The 18559-nt window shown below is 39.1% G+C and carries 22 protein-coding genes and 1 CRISPR repeat array; of the genes, 4 read left to right on the top strand and 18 right to left on the bottom strand.

What is annotated here, in order from left to right:
* Positions 1-7: 7 nt before the first annotated feature.
* From MUN42_RS01975 to MUN42_RS01950, 6 genes are all read right to left on the bottom strand, one after another.
* Positions 8-319 carry a hypothetical protein gene (locus tag MUN42_RS01975; RefSeq protein ID WP_243342584.1) on the bottom strand — a complete coding sequence of 104 codons (312 nt, stop codon included), beginning with the start codon at positions 317-319 and terminating at the stop codon, positions 8-10.
* 238 nt (positions 320-557) lie between these two features.
* Entirely contained in the window at positions 558-968 is a 411-nt protein-coding gene (locus MUN42_RS01970) for an SH3 domain-containing protein (RefSeq protein WP_243342583.1), read from the bottom strand.
* On the bottom strand, positions 968-1627 hold the full coding sequence (locus MUN42_RS01965; protein WP_243342582.1) for a CpsD/CapB family tyrosine-protein kinase: 660 nt from the start codon (positions 1625-1627) through the stop codon (positions 968-970). Before MUN42_RS01965 ends, MUN42_RS01970 begins: the two co-directional genes overlap by 1 nt.
* A complete protein-coding gene (locus MUN42_RS01960) occupies positions 1620-2480 on the bottom strand; it encodes a chain-length determining protein (protein ID WP_243342581.1) in 861 nt (286 codons plus the stop codon). The genes MUN42_RS01965 and MUN42_RS01960 overlap by 8 nt, the downstream gene beginning before the upstream one ends.
* A 1-nt stretch (position 2481) precedes the next feature.
* Positions 2482-3261 carry a glycosyltransferase gene (locus MUN42_RS01955; protein WP_243342580.1) on the bottom strand — a complete coding sequence of 260 codons (780 nt, stop codon included), beginning with the start codon at positions 3259-3261 and terminating at the stop codon, positions 2482-2484.
* Entirely contained in the window at positions 3261-4409 is a 1149-nt protein-coding gene (locus MUN42_RS01950) for a glycosyltransferase (protein ID WP_243342579.1), read from the bottom strand. Before MUN42_RS01950 ends, MUN42_RS01955 begins: the two co-directional genes overlap by 1 nt.
* A 137-nt stretch (positions 4410-4546) precedes the next feature.
* Between MUN42_RS01950 and gltS the strand changes: the two genes are divergently transcribed.
* Positions 4547-5719: a sodium/glutamate symporter gene (gene gltS, locus MUN42_RS01945; protein ID WP_243342578.1), complete on the top strand. Its 1173-nt coding sequence runs from the start codon at positions 4547-4549 to the stop codon at positions 5717-5719.
* Between the two features lie 17 nt (positions 5720-5736).
* Here the strand turns inward: gltS and MUN42_RS01940 are convergent, their stop codons facing one another.
* The 8 genes from MUN42_RS01940 to MUN42_RS01905 form a co-directional block, all read right to left on the bottom strand.
* A complete protein-coding gene (locus MUN42_RS01940; protein WP_243342577.1) occupies positions 5737-6315 on the bottom strand; it encodes a DNA-3-methyladenine glycosylase I in 579 nt (192 codons plus the stop codon).
* Positions 6312-7196 carry an undecaprenyl-diphosphate phosphatase gene (locus MUN42_RS01935; RefSeq protein WP_243342576.1) on the bottom strand — a complete coding sequence of 295 codons (885 nt, stop codon included), beginning with the start codon at positions 7194-7196 and terminating at the stop codon, positions 6312-6314. The genes MUN42_RS01940 and MUN42_RS01935 overlap by 4 nt, the downstream gene beginning before the upstream one ends.
* Positions 7193-8002 (bottom strand): ATP-binding protein, encoded by an 810-nt coding sequence (locus MUN42_RS01930; RefSeq protein WP_243342575.1) that lies wholly within the window; start codon positions 8000-8002, stop codon positions 7193-7195. Before MUN42_RS01930 ends, MUN42_RS01935 begins: the two co-directional genes overlap by 4 nt.
* Positions 8002-8793, bottom strand: a complete 792-nt coding sequence (locus MUN42_RS01925) for an MBL fold metallo-hydrolase (RefSeq protein ID WP_243342574.1) — start codon at positions 8791-8793, stop codon at positions 8002-8004. Before MUN42_RS01925 ends, MUN42_RS01930 begins: the two co-directional genes overlap by 1 nt.
* Positions 8786-9607, bottom strand: coding sequence for a Cof-type HAD-IIB family hydrolase (locus tag MUN42_RS01920; protein ID WP_243342573.1), 822 nt, complete (start codon positions 9605-9607; stop codon positions 8786-8788). The genes MUN42_RS01925 and MUN42_RS01920 overlap by 8 nt, the downstream gene beginning before the upstream one ends.
* A gap of 134 nt (positions 9608-9741) precedes the next feature.
* Entirely contained in the window at positions 9742-10833 is a 1092-nt protein-coding gene (locus tag MUN42_RS01915; protein ID WP_243342572.1) for a DUF5808 domain-containing protein, read from the bottom strand.
* 13 nt (positions 10834-10846) lie between these two features.
* A complete protein-coding gene (locus MUN42_RS01910; RefSeq protein WP_243342571.1) occupies positions 10847-11215 on the bottom strand; it encodes a GntR family transcriptional regulator in 369 nt (122 codons plus the stop codon).
* A 68-nt stretch (positions 11216-11283) separates the two neighbouring features.
* Entirely contained in the window at positions 11284-12525 is a 1242-nt protein-coding gene (locus MUN42_RS01905; protein ID WP_243342570.1) for a DNA polymerase IV, read from the bottom strand.
* A gap of 134 nt (positions 12526-12659) precedes the next feature.
* Here MUN42_RS01905 and MUN42_RS01900 point away from each other — a divergent pair, with 134 nt between their 5' ends.
* From MUN42_RS01900 to MUN42_RS01890, 3 genes are read left to right on the top strand one after another with little or no spacing between them, the layout of a single operon-like run.
* Complete coding sequence (locus tag MUN42_RS01900) at positions 12660-13067, top strand: helix-turn-helix transcriptional regulator (RefSeq protein WP_243342569.1); 408 nt, start codon at positions 12660-12662, stop codon at positions 13065-13067.
* Complete coding sequence (locus tag MUN42_RS01895) at positions 13064-13615, top strand: ImmA/IrrE family metallo-endopeptidase (RefSeq protein WP_243342568.1); 552 nt, start codon at positions 13064-13066, stop codon at positions 13613-13615. Before MUN42_RS01900 ends, MUN42_RS01895 begins: the two co-directional genes overlap by 4 nt.
* Entirely contained in the window at positions 13615-14160 is a 546-nt protein-coding gene (locus tag MUN42_RS01890) for a class I SAM-dependent methyltransferase (protein ID WP_243342567.1), read from the top strand. Before MUN42_RS01895 ends, MUN42_RS01890 begins: the two co-directional genes overlap by 1 nt.
* A 132-nt stretch (positions 14161-14292) precedes the next feature.
* Positions 14293-16091: direct repeats of the CRISPR family, unit length 28 nt; unit sequence GGATCACCCCCGCTTGCGCGGGTATAAC.
* Between the two features lie 23 nt (positions 16092-16114).
* Here MUN42_RS01890 and cas2e read toward each other — a convergent pair.
* The 4 genes from cas2e to cas6e are packed head-to-tail and all read right to left on the bottom strand — an operon-like array spanning position 16115 to position 18557.
* Positions 16115-17014 (bottom strand): type I-E CRISPR-associated endoribonuclease Cas2e, encoded by a 900-nt coding sequence (cas2e, locus tag MUN42_RS01885; protein ID WP_243342566.1) that lies wholly within the window; start codon positions 17012-17014, stop codon positions 16115-16117.
* A 15-nt stretch (positions 17015-17029) separates the two neighbouring features.
* Entirely contained in the window at positions 17030-17512 is a 483-nt protein-coding gene (locus MUN42_RS01880; RefSeq protein WP_243342565.1) for a hypothetical protein, read from the bottom strand.
* Positions 17513-17533: 21 nt separating this feature from the next.
* On the bottom strand, positions 17534-17926 hold the full coding sequence (locus tag MUN42_RS01875; RefSeq protein ID WP_243342564.1) for a CRISPR-associated endonuclease Cas1: 393 nt from the start codon (positions 17924-17926) through the stop codon (positions 17534-17536).
* Positions 17927-17930: 4 nt separating this feature from the next.
* The gene (gene cas6e, locus MUN42_RS01870; RefSeq protein ID WP_243342563.1) at positions 17931-18557 is read right to left on the bottom strand and encodes a type I-E CRISPR-associated protein Cas6/Cse3/CasE; all 627 of its coding nucleotides are present in this window, start codon (positions 18555-18557) and stop codon (positions 17931-17933) included.
* Positions 18558-18559: the final 2 nt, after the last annotated feature.

The raw sequence follows: 18559 nt of genomic DNA, 5'->3' as shown, positions 1-18559 counted from the left end.
CATACTTTTAATAAAGCAAAATAATTAACATAACTACCATTAAACCAATTCCTACAAGAGTAAAAGCATCTATCTGCTTGATTAAGGCAAGAATAACCAAAGCAATAGAGAGCAAAAATAGGAAAAGGTAGAGCTGAATGAAAATATCATCCTCGAGCCTATTAAAAATTAATACCATAACTACCGCTGCGACAACTAATATAGTTATTGAAATATAAATATTAGATTTTTTCTTGTCTACGATGGAATTTAACAGGAAAAAAGCTGCAATAACCATAAGTAGGGGCCACAGCAAATAATCAAAAAAAATATTTATCATAATTACCTCTATACTATTATAACATTATAATTTATACTTTAGTAGGCTTATAAAGTATTTTACTGGATATAATCTTTTTTCCCATAAAGAATCTCTTATCCTAGCTAATAAAATCCCCACAAAAAAATCCTAGCCTATCCCAAAGGTAAGATTATGCTTCACTTATATTCATATAAAAATCATCAATTTGACCAATAAAAAACCGGAAACGATAATCGAATCCGGCATAAAATTATTTTTATTTTACTTCTTCTAGTAGGTCAGATTTTATATAGCCTGCTTGGCCATCTATATTTACTCTTGACCATCCATCTGCTTCTAAGATTACCATGATTTCATCTCCTGGATGGGCCTCTCCTACTATATCAGAGTCAGTTGAAGGATAGAGTCTGATATTTACTATATCATTTACCTTGTAATTTACTCCTTCTATACCATCGGTATTTTCTTCTTGACCTTCTTCTTCAGTGCTTGAGTTTTCTTCTTGGTTTTCTGGATTATCTTCTAAGCTTGTTTCTTCTGCTACTTCTTCTTGGTCTACTTGATTTGTGTTTGCTTCAGGGTGACGTTTTGAAACGTAGTCATCATTTGAGCAAGCTGTGATTGTAACAAGTAAGGAAAGTATAAGTAAAATTTTAGATTTTTTCATTATTTATCTCCAAACAATTCATCAACTTCAGTTTCTTTGAATACGTAATTTGTTACTATTATACCCAAGATATCAGTTGAAGCCTTCTCTAGTAGTTCTATAGATTGATCATATACTTCATTATTTAGGTTGGCATAGGATGTGAATACTACACACTTATCGGCAAGCGCTGAGAAGAGACTTGCTTCAGGTATGCCTATATTTTCGCTTGTACTAATGAAGACATAGTCGTAACGACCTCTTAGGTCATCATAGTAGTTTCTAATGTCATTTACTTCTAGGAATTTGTCTGCATAGTCTGATACCTTACCAGTTGTCATTAGTGTAAGATTTTTCTCGTATTCATCACTTTCTATGATGCTTTCGTGACTATAATCTCCCAAGAGTCCATCGATAAAGCCTCTTTCCTTGCCCCTACCTGCAACATTCTCTATTTGTGGAGATCTCAAATTGGTATCAATTAATAGGATCCTAGGGCCATCCTCTGCAATATGCCTAGCCATAGCGTATAGGTTTTGCATTTGGTCAGTGTGGTTTGATGTTGAAGTAAAGGCTATCACATTGTCGAAGCTTCCTAGGTTTTTTAGGAGATTTGCTTCAATATTGTAAAAGGCTTGGAGGGCTATTTGTTTTTCTTCTTCTTTTTTTCTCTTAAACATCTAAATCTCCTTTGCTATATGGTGGAATTTTTCCTAAAATTTTGTAGGATGTATCTTCTTCTTGAGATAGATTTTCCATCACTTCATTTCTATTTATTACTCTTGTAGCATCCATATCTTCTACTTCATTTATATCTTCTTCTACGAAGTCTTCTTCCAAGTCCTCATCTAGGGAAGATTGTTCCTCTTCTTCTACCTTTTTGAAGGTTACCCTTCTTTCTACCTTAGTATTTTTATTCTCTATTTCTTCATTTTCTACTGGTCTATTTCTAAGTGAGCCTTGGTTTTCGTAGTAGGCCTTTATTAGCTTGTTGTTGTAGGAATTGGTTGCTATCATTGATATTAGTGTAAATACTACGAAAGCAATCCCTCCACCTATAAGGCCGTAGCCTAGGAAGTTATTTACCTTGCCAGCATTTTGGTAAGCATATTCCATAACTTGGGCATCTGTTTGGTAGATGTTTTTGATGACTCTTATAGCAAGGTCTGCATATTCATCTGCCATGTCCTCAGCCCTTAACTTGTTGGTATCAGTTACTACAATATCTACAACAGAAGAACCTTCAATTGGTTCAATTGAAAGCTTGGTGTTAAATACTCCAAGGGACATATCTATGCCCAAGTTCTCAAGTGTAGTTTGTTTTATCTTGTTTGAGTTAATGGTAGCCGCATAATTTTGAGTAGCTACGTTATCTGCATCCACTGTATCCAAGCTAGTTGTAATTATCTTTGACTTAGCTTGGTACTCATCATATCCTAAAAATCCTAGGCCAAAATAAATTAAAATGCCTATAATTAGTCCAAAGATTATTCCCTTTGGAATAGAAGCTAAAAGCGATCTTTTTTCTTTCATATCAACCTCCGAAATCTTTTGCGCCTTTAATCATTACTGCTCGAGCCTTTTTTATACCTAACTCTGCTGTTTGATCTCTATGTCTTGTTACAAAACTATCTATATAGAGCCTGTAGGATTTGGGGAAGAGGGCCCTAGCAAGCTTGCCCTTATCATAAAAATATTTCTCATCAAATCCACTAAACCAGCTAGAATCATCATTGTATACCTTGGCTATAAGAGATAGGTCAGACCTAACTCTAAGGCCAGAGCGTATACAATCAGCTATAAAAATCGAATCTTCTCCCGACCCATTATCTGTTCCTGCTCCAAAATAAGTAGATACAGAAATATTTTTCTTCATTATCTCATCTCGTCTAAAAGCAAAATGAACAGACCCATACCTTAGGGCATTAAATATTTTAAGGTCCTTTTCTTCCTTAACCTTAACTATTTCCTTGCCATCCTGGTAGATGAGGGTCCTAAAAACAAAAAAATCAACATCTGGATTCTCCTTAAAGGCATCCCCTACCTTCTTCTCATAATCATCCTCAAAGACCTCATCGTCATCACAGAAGATTACAATGTCTGCCTTGGAGTTTAATAAGGCTAGGTTCCTACTCCTACCAAGTCCCCTAGTATCAGTAGAAATCATCCTCACCTTGAAGTCCCCCGTGTCTATTTCCTCATAACCATTGTGGTCAGTCTGGTTAATTATCAGGGCATCAGTCGTCAGGTTAAATTTTTTATAAAAATTTATATCTGCTACATTCATTGCAGAAATTAATACTTCAATCTTCATTATTGCCTCGTTGACTCAGCCTTCTCCCAAGTTGCCTTAGACTTGCCTGTTAGCTCGTTTTTTGCTCCAAGAAGTTGGGCTAACATCATCATAGTATAGTATCTTGGGAAATACAAGAGCTTGTTTTTGGATCCAGTAACCTTGCCTAATCCTGCCAAGAGGTAGAAGGCAATTTGTAGGATAAGGGTCGCCCTATAAAATATACTAGATGTAAATAAAAAAGCATTAGCGACAAAGACTCCTATATGCATAAAGGCCTGCAAAAACCTTAAAGTCTTGTGACCAAAGTGGAAAAATGCAAACCAACCATACTTAAAAATATTAAGTCTAGCAAGGTTAGTAAAGAGATTGGTCAAAATCCTTCTTTGCATCCTTATCTTTCTCTTAAACTCATCACTTGTAGTTGATCCTGCCTTTTCAAAGGCTATGGCATCTTCATTGTAGAGGGCTCTCTTCTTATTTAGTCCTGCATGGAGGGGCATCTCATAGTCATGGCTTGATACCAAGTCATAGTGCCTATAGTCCCTCTTCCTACAAGCATATATGGCTCCATTTCCTGCCGCAATTGTGCTGATATTGGACTCGATCTTTCTCATCTTAAGCTCTACATCCCAGTAGGCATTTTCAGCTACAACAGATGCTGTATCAAGATCCTTGGCATAGATAAGGGACCCACAAACATATTCTATATCATCAGCTGTGAAATATGAAATAAGCTCGCTTATGGCATCTTCCTTAAACATGGAATTGGCATCTGAGAAGATGAGGATCTCACCCTTGGCTACCTCTACTGCCTCATCTTGGGCATTAGTCTTACCTAGGTGGTTCTTTACAGAATTTACCTTGATATCAAAGTCCGGGTGGGTCTTAATAAAGTTCTCACAAATCTCAACTGTCCTATCAGTAGACGAATCATTGGCAACAATTACTTCAAAGTCAGGATAGTCTGTCTTTATAATATTTAATAGCTTCTTTTCTATAACCTTCTCTTCGTTATAGGCCGATATTATAACAGAAACCTTGGGCCTCTTAGTAAAGTCTTTGATATTTTTTCTTTTAATAATCTTATCTAAAATAAAAAGTGTTAGGGGGTAACCAATCACGGCATAAAATATCCCGATAGCACACACCCAATAAAGTATTTTCATAGGCACTCTCCTTTATTTATTATATAACAAAATATCTCCTTTATACAAGTAAGTATTAAATAATAGGATTTTACCCTTGAAAATAAATAAAGCTAGTTATATATTAATTAAGCAAATAATTAAAAAGGAAAGATTGTATGGAAATAGATTTGATTCAAACCCTAAGCATAGCCATGTTGGCCCTTGCCTTTGGTTCTCTTATAAAAAGTAAATTTGAATTTTTTAGGAGGTTTTTTATACCAAGTCCAGTTATAGGGGGACTGGTGATAAGTATCCTAGTTTTTATATTAAAAAAATTTTTTAACCTAGACATTAACTTTGACCTTAGCCTCCAAGACTTTTTTATGAATGTATTTTTTACAGCCATAGGCCTTGCCGCCTCTTTTAAGTCCCTAAAAAGAACAGGACTCCTGGGACTTAAGCTATCTCTTGTCATAATAGTCCTCTTGCCCCTCCAAAATATAATCGGGGTGGGTCTTGCAAGTATTATGGGGATAAATCCTCTTCACGGAATAGCCATGGGGTCTACCTCTATGACAGGTGGAATTGGTTCAGCCATATCCTTCGGCAAGGTCATGGAAGATATGGGAGCAGCGAACAACACCTCTATCGGCATAGCTGCTGCAACCTTTGGCCTTCTAGTAGGATCCCTTGTAGGTGGCCCTGTGGCAAATAGACTTATCAAAAAAAATAAACTTACCAGCAAAGAAAGTATAAGTAGGCTTGACCTAGAAGAAAAAAGTATACATCTTGACCAAAAGTCCTTAACGGGTGGAGTTATAATAATAGCCCTCGCAGCCTTACTTGGAACCTTAATAAATAAAATCCTTAGCCTAAGTAAGCTAAACTTCCCCTACTATGTGGGCCTCCAATTTGGTGGACTTATCCTAAGAAATATTTATGACCTATTAAACAAGGACATAGGGATAGATGCTATAGATACCCTGGGAAATATCTCCCTAAATATCTTCCTATCCCTCGCCCTAATTAGCCTAGACCTTATCGCCATAGCAAGCCTTGCCCTACCAATGTTTATAATCCTCATCTCCCAAGCTATCTTTATAGCCATTTACACAACATTAGTAACATACAGATTTTTGGGTAAAGATTATGACAGTGCAGTTATGGCTGCCGGTCACTGTGGGGTAGGACTTGGTCAAACCCCCAACGCCATGGCAAATATGAAAGCCATCATAGAAGAAAATGGCCCATCCGATATAGCGATGTTCATCTTCCCCATAGTCCTCGCAATCTCCGTAAACCTCGCAAACCCTATAGTAATTAGCTTCTTTATCAATATCCTTGGATAAAAAAATTCCCGGAAAGCTTAGTCCTTCCGGGTTTTCTTCTTTGCTTTATTAACTTCATCATGGATTGGGCAGGAGGTGTGGTGGTTGTTTACAAGTCCTACTGCCTCCATAAAGGAGTGGATTACAACAGGACCTGTGAATTTGAAGCCTCGTTTTTTGAGGTCCTTGGATAGTCTTTCTGATAGGTCTGACCTACAAATACTCTCCCCCTCTCTTCTCTTGTAGTCTATAGGCTCTGTTATAAAGGTCCCTAGGTAGCTTTTAAAGTCACCAAATTCTTCCCTTATTTTGATGAAGACCCTGGCATTACTTACCATGGCTTGGATCTTCTTTTTATTTCTAATGAGGTCCTTATTTTCATAAAAACTCTCAAGTTTAGCCTCATCATAGCTGGCTATTTTTTCGTAATCAAATCCATCAAAGGCCTCCCTCATGGCATCTCTCTTCTGTAAAATAAGCTCAAAGGAAAGACCAGCCTCCATTGTTTCTAGGACTAACATCTCAAAAAGGTAGTCATCATCTAGGTTTAGCCTCCCATATTCCTCATCATGGTAGGCCCTAGATATATCTGACCTTACCCATTCACAAGTTTTCATCTGATAAGACCAAAGTATAAGAATACTACTAGAGCAAGGATTATCCTATAAATACCAAATGGAATGAAGTCGTTGTTTTTTACATAGTCCATGAATTTTTTTATTACTACATAGGCAACTACAAAGGATAGGACCATGCCCAATAAGATTAGGAACCATTGGTAGAGGCTAAAGCCTGCTAGGTTCTTGAAGACCTTGAGGACTGTTGCTCCTAGCATAGTTGGTATAGCTAGGAAGAAAGAAAATTCTGCAGCAGCTGACCTAGAAAGTCCAAGGATCATAGCTCCCATAATTGTTGCTGCTGACCTTGATGTACCAGGTATCATGGCAAGAGTTTGGAAAAATCCTATCAAAATTACAGTCTTGTAAGGGACATTTGCTATATTATCATGCCTAAAGCCCTTATCTTTTTTATTTTTCTTTTCTACAAAAATTATGATAAGACCCCAAACCAATAGCATAGCTGCTACCACCATTGGATTAAAGAGGTAGGTATCTATTATATCATCAAATAGTAGACCCAGTACCATAGCTGGCAAGATTCCTACTATAACCCTCTTCCATAGCTCCATAGTGGACTTGTCTGGATGGCTTAGTCTATAATAAATTTTGGATTGATTATTAAGTTTATTATAATTTTTTGGAAAATATCTAGCAGTTTTGCCAGAATCCCAAGGGTTTAATCTTCTAAAATATATTACTACTACAGAAAGGATAGCTCCCAGCTGAATTATAATATTGAATGCATTGGAAAAGCCTTCAGGTTCTAGCTCTACAAATTGATTTACTAATATCAAGTGACCCGTAGATGATACAGGCAAAAATTCTGTAACTCCCTCTACAATAGAAAGAATTAACACCTTAAAAAAGTCTAATATCATTTAAATTCCTCCAAAAACGAATGTTTTTCTCCCTTGATTTGATAGCCCAAAACCATATCGCAGTTTACATTTTCAGCTGATCTTAGGATTGATTTTTCTACATCTGGGTTATCTTCTTTGAGATACCTTATAAGCTCTTTGACCTTCTTTCTTGTGTAGGACTCGCTTGACTTGGTAACAGTGCAGGCACAGTCTAGACTCCTAAGGTCTATATAATCCCTCCACTTTTTGATATCATCTTCCCTTAGATAGTATAGAGGTCTAATTAGTTCCATGTTTTCAAAGTTTTGAGCCCTAAGCCTTGGCTTCATAGTCTTGAAGTTTCCAGCGTAGAGGACATTCATTAGGGTTGTTTCGATTACATCATTAGAATGATGGCCTAAGGCAACCTTGTTACAGCCAAGCTCTTTAGCCTTAGCATAGAGAAAGCCCCTCCTCATCCTAGCACACATATAGCAAGGGTAGTTCCCCTTGGTAATTGTTTCTGCAACTTCAAAGATTTGGGAATCATAGATTTGACCGTCTATATTAAGGTATTTGAAGTTCTCTTCCAAGAGTTCCCTATTAGCCCTATCATAGCCAGGGTCCATGGCTATATATTCTACATCAAAGTTGACCTTTGAATGTTTGTGTAATTCTTCTAATAGCTTAGCCAAGAGGAGAGAATCCTTACCTCCCGATATGGCACAGGCTACCTTGTCTCCTTCATTTATTAGGGAAAATTCCTTGATTCCTTTAATAAAGGGAGACCGTATTTCTTTTCTATATTTTTTGATTATTGATCTTTCTATTTCTACTATTTCCATTATAACTCCACTATTCTCGAAGGCTTGTTCCTATCTGCTACTTCAAGTGCTATATCTTTATCCAAGTCAAAACCCAGGCTCCTTAGGTAAGTATCCACCGTAAGTTTTGAAAGCTCGGGGGTATTATTAGTTTCTGACAGGTGGGCCAAAAAAATCACTTCATTTTTGCCAACCAAGGCATCAGCTAGGGCAGAGGCAGAATCATCATTAGACAAATGGCCCATCTTCCCCATCACCCTAAGCTTTAGCTTGTAGGGGTAGGGTCCCATCTTAAGAGCCTCAAGATCGTGATTTGCCTCCATATAATAGACATCCGACCCCTTGATTTGGTAGGCTATGGTCTCATCTACAAAGCCCGTATCAGTTAGGATACTTATTTTTTTGTTGCCCAGATAGATTATATAGCCCACTGGTTCTGCTGCATCATGGTGGATGGAGATAGGAAGGATATCCATTGATTTGTAATTAAGAAAGGTATTTGACTTAAAAATCTTGATATTTTCATTCTTGATGCCCTTTGCCTTTTTCAAAAAGGCCTTCCAGGTTCCCTCATTGGCATAGATGGGTATATCGAATCTTTTGGACAAGACCCCGGCCCCCTTTATATGATCTATATGCTCATGGGTAAGAAAAATCGCATCGATATCACTTGGTTTTTCCCCAATTTGCCCTAAGAGCTCTATCATTTTTTTGCCAGAAAAGCCAACGTCAACTAAAATCTTAACCCCCTTGTGGTCGATAAAGACAGAATTGCCAGAAGATCCTGAGGATAAGCTTACAAACCTAGTCATCTATATCAAAATACCTTCTAAGAAATTCTGCTAGGGCAGGCTCTTCATTGGACCCTATGACATAGTCGGCTGCATCTTTTGCAGCAGGGTGAGCATTATCCATGGCTATACCCACTCCTACAAGGTCTATGGACTTGGCATCGTTTAAACCATCACCAAAATACATTATATCATCCATAGCAACTCCTAGGATATCACAGAGACTCGCAAGACTCTTCTCCTTGCCCGAATTTTTGTTTAGGATCTCTATAAGATATGACTCATTTCTCATAACCATATAGTCCTCGGTGAGCTTATCCATATATTTATCAGAGATCTGGTCTAGGACCTCTGGATCTCCCTCTATCCCAATCCTTGATACAGACTCTTCTATATCAGAAAATTTCTCAAACTTCATCCATGGCATCTGTACCTGCTTTTGGTCTAAGATAAAGGCCTCGTTTGGCTCTTCTTCATTCAGGTAAAGGATATTCATAGTGTGGACTGCCACTTGGACATCAAAGCCATCGACCATAGCGACTATCTTATTGTAGTCATCTTCATCGAGGGGATTTGCTAAGAGAGCCTTACCGTCAGCGTTTCTCCTTATGTAGGCTCCTGTTCCACAAATAGAATAATCATCATAGGCCATTAGCCCTAGCTTTTGCCTCATCCTCCACATACCATTAAAGGTCCTTCCTGAGTTTAGGATGATTTTTATTCCCTTATTTTTTAGGGCCTCGACTACTTCAACTGTTTCATCGAGGATTTCTTTATTATCATTTACCAAAGTACCATCTACATCAAATACTATTAGCTTAATATCCTTCTTCATAATACTCCTAACATATTAAAAAAAGTGCAAGTTTCCCTACACTTATAGACTCTAATATAATACTAGAAAAGTATCCAATTTCAATCCTTACCCAAGGAAAAAGGCCCTAGAGCTTTCCCCTAAGACCCTTTTCTTTATCCTAAATATAATCTCACAAAAACTGCTATTAGTATCAATAATCCCAAGACCAAAATAATCTTACCTAGCCTTGAACCAAGGTTTATGGTATAGCCAACTCCCACTCGCTTTTCTACTATAAAAGAAGGATCTCCTGTATTGTAATAGATACTTGCTCCAAGTATCCAATACTTATCGTCTTCTTCATAGCCCAAGTTTTGGTAATCACCCCTTCTTGACCCATCAACCGAATACCTTCTTCCTATAACAAGTGGAAAGTCTACTGCAAAGACGACTAAAACCACAGTCAAAAATATAGTTAAGAAACTCTTGCCAGTCTTCATAAAGTCAGCTATTCCTACTTGGAAAAGTAAGACCATAAGGAGACTTGATATAAGGCAATAATAGGTCCAAAGTCTCCTAGTCTTGATTAAATTTGCCAAGGACTCCTCTGGCTTGTCTGGACTTATCCTAGCCTTGGCCCTTAGAATTGCTAAATTCGTAGCTAGGTAAGTTGCCCACATGACAAGGCTAATTATACTTACACTTTGGACTCCAAGGTAGGTCTTATCAGCATAATCGATCCTCCCACTAAAGTCCATGTGGTTAATAAGCTTCTCAGGATATCCTGGATATGCCAGGTGGATCTTTATGGCAAAGGCGAGGATTACTAGCAAAAGACCTCCATAAAGTAAGAAGATTTTCTTTTTATTAGTAAGACTCCCCTTAGAAAATTCTACTGAAACCACCCTCTCTTTAGGGGTATTTATATAATCCTTACTTATTTCCTTGAGTTTCTTATTTTGTAAAACAAGTGGAACAAGACCAACCAAGATAGTAGCCAGTACTAGGACTAAGGATAGGCTAGCCTCTCCCAAGATAAAACTTAGTAGGTATATCCCTATAGAAGAAATGACTCCTAGGACTAGGACTTGGGCCTTGTAGGTCCTTAAAATATCCCTAACCCTCTTATCATCTCCCATATCTTCCGATAGGCTCACTCCCAAGAGATAGCCCCTCTTTGAATAGGCCTGTGCATAGGCGTAAATGATAGCCAATAGGAAATTTATAAGGCTATAGCTTAGCCCCAATTTATTTATATCGTTCATTGTCTCCTCCCGATTAAAAACCATAAATTTTTTCTACTAAAGAGATTATCTCTTCCTTGCTAATTCCCTTAAGCCTTGAGAAGGCTACTAAGAAGTTGAGGTTTTCAAAGATATCATCTCTTTTCTCTTCCTTGATAGGAAGCTTTTTGTCTACTATCTTGGACCCCCTTCTCCTGTCCATCTCTATAATTCCATCTTCTTCCAAGAGCTTGTAGGCCTTGTTTACAGTATGAAGGTTGACCCCTATATCTGCCGCCAAATTCCTTACAGATGGTAGATCATACCCATATTCTATATCTCCCCTAGCCAGGGCTAGGATGATCTGTCTTCTTATTTGCTCATATATAGAAAGTTCTGAAGAAAAATCTATATTTAAAAACATTTCACCACCTCCTGTTATAGTTATTATATAACACAACGCACAAATAGTCAATAATTTTATCAGCTATATTAAAAATTATAGTGGCTCATTGGGAGGGTTATTACCTCATTTAATTCCTTGGGAGTCTTTGTATCTAGGCTTAGGGAAGCAAAGGAGATGGCTTCATTGCCATATTTTTTCCTTATTTCATAGATGGCCTTGTCGCAGGATTCATTCTTCTCAAATTTTTTGTAGTCAGAAAAGACATCTAGCTGACTGCCAGTGCCTTCCTTTCTTAGATTGATAGCCCTTATCCCTAGGGCCCTTACAGGCAAGTCCCATCTATATTTTTCCCTAAAAAGCTCCATTCCTTCCTTGGCTATGTTTATGGAAGATTGACTAGCGAGGTTGATGACCCTTTGGAAGTGGTAGGAATAAAGCTTAGTATCCCTTACAAAAACTTCGATTCCACCTGCTTCAAGACCCGCATCCCTTAGCCTCCTTGATACTTGTAGGGAAAGTAGCTGGAAGACATTGAAGACTTCTTCGTTATTTACTAGGTCTTCCCTACAAGTTGTAGAGTTGCCTATGGTCTTGATGTCCTGGCAAAAGTCCCTATCGTGGACTTCTCTCACGTCTTTGCCATTTACATACTGCCAGAGGTAGACTCCATTTATCCCCAAGAGGTCCTTCAAAATATCAACATCAGTCCTGGCAAGCTCGCCTAGGGTATAGACTCCTATAGAGTGGAGCTTCCTCTCGGTGGCCCTACCGATTCCGACTAGCTCTCTTACCTCTAGGGGCCAGACCTTGTCCCTAAAATTCTCCTCATCAATCACAGTTATGGCATCGGGCTTTTTCATATCTGAGCCTAATTTGGCAAATATCTTGCAAAAAGAAACCCCGACACTAACTGTTATCCCCATTTCCTTCTTGACCCTCTCCTTGATTGTCATGGCTATATCCTCTCCTGAACCAAAAAGATGAGTTGATCCCGTAACATCCAAGTAACATTCGTCCAGACCAAAGGGTTCTACCTGGTTGGTATAGTCGTAATAAACCTTCCTTGCCAGCTTTGAGTACTTAAGATACTCCTCATAGTGGGGAGGTACTATGGTAAGGTTGGGACACTTGGCCATGGCCTGCCAGATAGGTTCACCAGTTGTAACCCCCATGACCTTGGCCTCCTGGCTCTTGGCAAGAATTATCCCATGTCTATTCTCGGGATTTCCTGCTACGGCCATAGGAATTCCCTTGAGTTTGGGATTTAACTTGGCCTCTATAGATGCATAACAAGCATTCATATCTGAATGTAAAATAACTCTCTTCATAAGTCCTCCTTGAATCTAATGGACTATTAATGTATAATTAAGACAATAAATGACTTCAATATGATTATAAGACGATAAATGTCTTTTGTCAAATTTAATATGCACTAAAAGTCTTTTAAGGAAAAGGAGTAAGTATGGGATTTGCTAAAAAACTAAGAGACCTAAGAGAACGTAAGGGTCTTACCCAACAAGAACTAGCAGAAATAATAAAGGTATCAACCAAGACAATTTCAAGATACGAATCAGGTCAAACCCTACCAAGATATAGGGCAATCTATGACAAACTATCAGAAGTTTTGGACACAAACCATGACTACCTAGTTACAGACGAGGACGACTTCAAATTCAAAGCCAAAGAAGCCAGGGAAAAATACTCAGAAGGTGGACTAGAGGCTACAGAAGATATGATAAATGGCGTAATAGGACTAATGGCAGGAGGTGAAATACCAGAAGAAGACAAGAGAACCATCCTCGATGCCATAACAGAAGCCTACTACATAGCCAAGGCAGAAAATACCAAAAACAAAGGAAACAACCAATGACCCTATCCTATGATAAAATCTACCAGGACGTAAAGGCTATAATAAAAACCTACCAAAGCCGAGATCCCAGAGAAATCTTGGAAGCCATGGGAGTCCACCTTATAGCCTTTAAATCTGACACCAAACTTTTGGGCATGTACAAAATAATAGAAGGAATAAGCTTCATCTTCTACAACCCCTTCGTTGACGAAAGAATAAGAAATATGGTCTTTGCCCATGAACTAGGCCACCACATCTACCACAAAGATCAGGCAGGAGAGGGTGCTATAGAATACGAACTATTTGACATAAGATCAGAGATGGAACTTGAGGCTAACATATTCGCAGCCCACCTACTCCTAGACGAAAACAAAATAATAGATGACGTAAAAGAAGGCTATACCTACAACCAACTAGCCAGTATCTACTGCGTCAATGTCAACCTCATGATCTTCAAACTAAACGAAATGCACAGGATGGGTATGTCCATAAGAGAAGAAAACCCATCAAAACCAACCTTCCTAAAAGACATAGACGGAAAGGACCTAAGAAACTACGAGGCCTACTGATGATAGAAAAAATAACTGACCTTGCAAAAAAAATAATCAAAGACCAAAAAAATGTCAAAATAGCAGTAGATATGACAGCTGGTACAGGCAAAGACTCCCTCTTCATCCTAGAAAACCTAGAGCCTGGCCTCCTCTACTCCTTTGACATCCAAGATGAAGCAGAAAGAAAAACCAAAAACCTAATAGGTCCAAGAAAAAACTTCAAATTCATAAAAGATGGCCACCAAAACATAGACAAACACATCACAGACAAAATAGACCTAGGAGTATACAACCTAGGCTACCTTCCAGGATCTGACCAACAAATAACCACAAGATCCCAAACAACCATAGAAAGCCTAGATAAACTCCTAAAGCTTTTAAACAAAAATGGCCGCATAATCCTAACCATCTACAGGGGCCACAAAGAAGGAAATAAAGAAGCAAAAGAAATAGAAACCTACCTAGGTGGCCTAAAAGAAAAAGACTACGCCTGTCTCAAACTATCTTTCCCAAACAAGGAAGAAACATCCCCCTATATAATAATCATCGACAAAAAATTCTAAAAAACTCGCCACATATAAGATCTACCAAGACTCTTCCCATAAAAATATCTAAAAATTCACCCTTATACATAACTTTCTAAAAATCATCTAGATAAAACCCTTCTAAATAAAATCCCCACTACAAACTATAACAAAATAACCCCGCTTGCGCGGGTATAACTGTTGTTGTAGATGAAGTTGAGTTAACTGATTAGGATCACCCCCGCTTGCGCGGGTATAACCACTTTTGTATCTTTCCTCTGGAAGAACACTGAGGATCACCCCCGCTTACGCGGGTATAACCAATTTTTTCCCATTTCATTGCATTTCTCCACGGGATCACCCCCGCTTGCGCGGGTATAACAATGTCTGATGAGTATAAAGACAGAATTAAGGAGGATCACCCCCGCTTGCGCGGGTATAACTTTACATTTAATAATTCTACCTATATATCTATCAGGATCACCCCCGCTTGCGCGGGTATAACTCTAAGCGTTCTATTTCACTTTTACGTAGCCCTGGGATCACCCCCGCTTGCGCGGGTATAACGTAGCAAGCTCTATGGCGTCCTCTCTAGCCTTAGGATCACCCCCGCTTGCGCGGGTATAACTTAATAACAAGGTGAATAGGAAAAATTTTATCAGGATCACCCCCGCTTGCGCGGGTATAACGATTTATTATATGCACAATGAGGACAAAACCTAGGATCACCCCCGCTTGCGCGGGTATAACGAAGAATTTGAAAAATTATATGTATCATCTTTAGGATCACCCCCGCTTGCGCGGGTATAACAAATAATAAAGTTTACCTTATTCGTTTTTGCTGGGATCACCCCCGCTTGCGCGGGTATAACAATGGATTTTTTGCAAACATATATTTTCACCGAGGATCACCCCCGCTTGCGCGGGTATAACTATATTTGTATAAGAAAAAGTTGGTATTTTAAGGGATCACCCCCGCTTGCGCGGGTATAACCGTTATTTTTATACGTTATATTTACGTTATATAGGATCACCCCCGCTTGCGCGGGTATAACAAATAATAAAGTTTACCTTATTCGTTTTTGCTGGGATCACCCCCGCTTGCGCGGGTATAACAATGGATTTTTTGCAAACATATATTTTCACCGAGGATCACCCCCGCTTGCGCGGGTATAACTATATTTGTATAAGAAAAAGTTGGTATTTTAAGGGATCACCCCCGCTTGCGCGGGTATAACTTTTTTTAAAGTATATGTATAATATGCGTTATAGGATCACCCCCGCTTGCGCGGGTATAACGAGCATTGCGGACAGAATCTATGCCCGCAGAAGGGATCACCCCCGCTTGCGCGGGTATAACTTCTTAAAAAGTGTTTTTAATTTTGTAGAACTAGGATCACCCCCGCTTGCGCGGGTATAACTCAGATATGTATCCTAAAAGCCTTATATTGTTAGGATCACCCCCGCTTGCGCGGGTATAACCACCTTGTTATTAAAAATTAGTTTTTAAATTCAGGATCACCCCCGCTTGCGCGGGTATAACATGTAATAATCTTTATCTGTAAAATAACTCTTAGGATCACCCCCGCTTGCGCGGGTATAACCACTAAAACTTAACATTCTCTTGCCCTTTAGAGGGATCACCCCCGCTTGCGCGGGTATAACTCCAAAACGGATTTAAAAATATCGTCTTTGGACGGATCACCCCCGCTTGCGCGGGTATAACTCGCTATCCTTGGCTATGTACTTTGAAAGCTCCGGATCACCCCCGCTTGCGCGGGTATAACTGATAATGTGGATGATAAGTATCAGTTTCAGCAGGATCACCCCCGCTTGCGCGGGTATAACTTAATTTTTAAATTATTGTTGTTTGTATCTAAAGGATCACCCCCGCTTGCGCGGGTATAACATATACTGACCCTGAAAATAAGTATATCCATAGGGATCACCCCCGCTTGCGCGGGTATAACACTTAAGGATCCCGTAAATTTAGTTATTGTTTTTCCAGGTCTTCTAGGAATTTGTTTACTTTTTCCGAAAGCTCATAGGTGACTTTGGCGTCTTCTAGGGCCCTGTGGGGGACTTTTTTCTTTATTTGATATTCTTGCAGGACATTTTCTAGTTTGTATGACCTTAGGTACTTGTTTTCTTTTTTGACGTATTTGAGTAGGTCGTATTTTTTGTTTGTTAGAGGAGGCTTTCCCATGATTTTTAGGGCCTTGTTTATGAATTTTATATCAAAGTCCAGGTTGTAGCCTACCAAGGGATAATCTCCTATGAAGTCTAGGAATTTCTCTAGGGCTTGATCGATTTTTTGTCCTTCCCTATTTAATATTTTATCATCTATTTTGGTTAAGGTCTTTATTTGTTCAGGGATTTTTTGTCCTGTTTTTATTAGGGCCTGGTAGGTTTTTTCTTGGCTTCCTTCTTTTTTGTATGCGCCTATCTCTATTATATTATTTTTTTTGTAGTCTAGGCCATCTGTTTCTATGTCTAGGACTACATAATTTTTTGTCCATTTATTTTTATTTACCTGGGAGTATTTTCTAGCCTTTCTTATTTGAGCTGCTTTGGAAAATCCCTTTTTTAGTTCTTGTGGTTCTTGATTTTCTTCTTTGGTTTTGATTAGGACAAGGGGGAGACCTTCTAGGTCTATGGCCTCTCTTTGGGTGTTTATGGTTTCAAATTTGTAGCCTATTTCATTTCTGTAGGCGTATGTTATGGTCGCCTGGCCATCTCCTATGTTTTCTTGGATTCTTTGCCAGAGCCTTTCTCTTACTTTGACATTGAAGTTACCGATGTAGACTCCTGGGGCTATTTCTTGCATCCACTTGGTCAGATCTCCTCTTAGGGAGTTACTCACCCTAGTCAATGTTATTAGTGTTAGTGGCATTTGATCACCTTTGCCCTATTCTTTGTCATCCCAGAGGTGAATGATATCAAGATCGACTCGATCTTCTTCTATTTCCATAAGGTCTTGGAGGTCTTTTACTATTCTCTGTGCGAGCTTGCCATCAGCTATTTTATCACGCATGGCTAGTCTTGATATTCTCCCTATGTCATCTGTTTTGTCATATTGGGAGGCGATTTCAAAGGATAGGGGGATGGTTATTTCTGCCTTGTATAGGTCTGCTATGTCATAGACAAAGGAGAGGTCGTGACCTGTGTGGATAAAGCCAAGGCCTGCCGACATTCCTAGGGCTACTATTATGCTATAGACTATCCCATAGAGGGCTTGGTTGGTGGCAGATAGGGCCTGGTTTGCTACAGTCCCTTCTTCGAAGTTGTCTATGTCGTATTCTCTCTTATCCCAGGCTACCTTGTATTCCCTTGCATATTTTCTATAGGTACTTCTTACTCTAGCTCCTTCCCTGCCCCTTAGTTGTTGCATGGTAAGTTTATCGAAGTCTTCTCATGGAAATCTCATGGCATACATTTTTCTTGCTACCCTTAGTCTGCTATTTCTGTTGGCAAATAGTCTAGCCTGTTTTTCTAGAAATCTTGTCGAATGGCTTAGGGCCCTGCCATGGGCATAGTGTCTTACTCCCCTTTCTCCAACCCAAACCATGCTAGTTCCCGCATCTCCTATTAGCTCTACTGCCCTATGGCTAATATCCGTCCCTGGTCCTAGGAGCAAGACTCCCAGCATAGCAACCGGGACTTTTATAATCCCCTCTGCCTTATGGATTGTAATGGCTGAGTCAGACCTCGATATTTTGGCATGGTCTACGTAGAGAAAGCTTGCCCTGTCGGATATCCTCGGAAGTTCATTTAGTTCGGTTTTCTTGGCTCCCATATTTTTCATAAAATCATGCCTTTATTACGGTAAGGAGACCACAGCCGTAGGCCTTCTTTTTGCCAAAGCCCTGGGTTAGGGTTTTATAGAAGGTCTCCTTATCTTTTACTGTAAGTATTCCCTCATAGGTTACCTTGTTTAGGTTTACTAGTTTTTTTCCTTCTTTTTTGAGAGGGGCAAAGGACCTCTCGACTATTTTAAAGTCACAAGCATCTAGGCTAAATCCATTTTTTTCACTCCTAGCTAGGAAGAAGTCCTCTTGGTCCTTGGTATTTAGTAGGGGATAGACCCTGCCCCTGGCCTTATCTTCTTTCCTAGCTATGACTGGGTTTAGGGTTACCCTAAAGAAGTATTTTTCTCCTTCTTTGATTGAAGCAAGGTAGGCATCATAGGACTTGGATTGGGCTATGCCATCTTTCGAATATTTGCCTAGGATCTCAAGGTCTGGCTTGTCTTCACTTACTACTACAAGGTAGGTTTTACCTCCTAGTTTATCTAGCCTCCACAGCTTTCTTTTCCTAGGCTCTCCCTTATCTTCTGGGAAGCTATCTTCTACCAAAGAATGGTAGGCACCTAGATGGGATAAGTTTTTTAGATTTTTTCTATCGCTTAGGTCAATTTCTGTTCTTGATATATACATAC

Source organism: Anaerococcus sp. AGMB09787, from assembly GCF_022808955.1.
In the GTDB taxonomy this organism is placed as follows: Bacteria; Bacillota; Clostridia; order Tissierellales; family Peptoniphilaceae; genus Anaerococcus.
The sequence above is the reverse complement of the archived record's forward strand: the minus strand, read 5'-3'. Positions and strand labels throughout refer to the sequence as shown.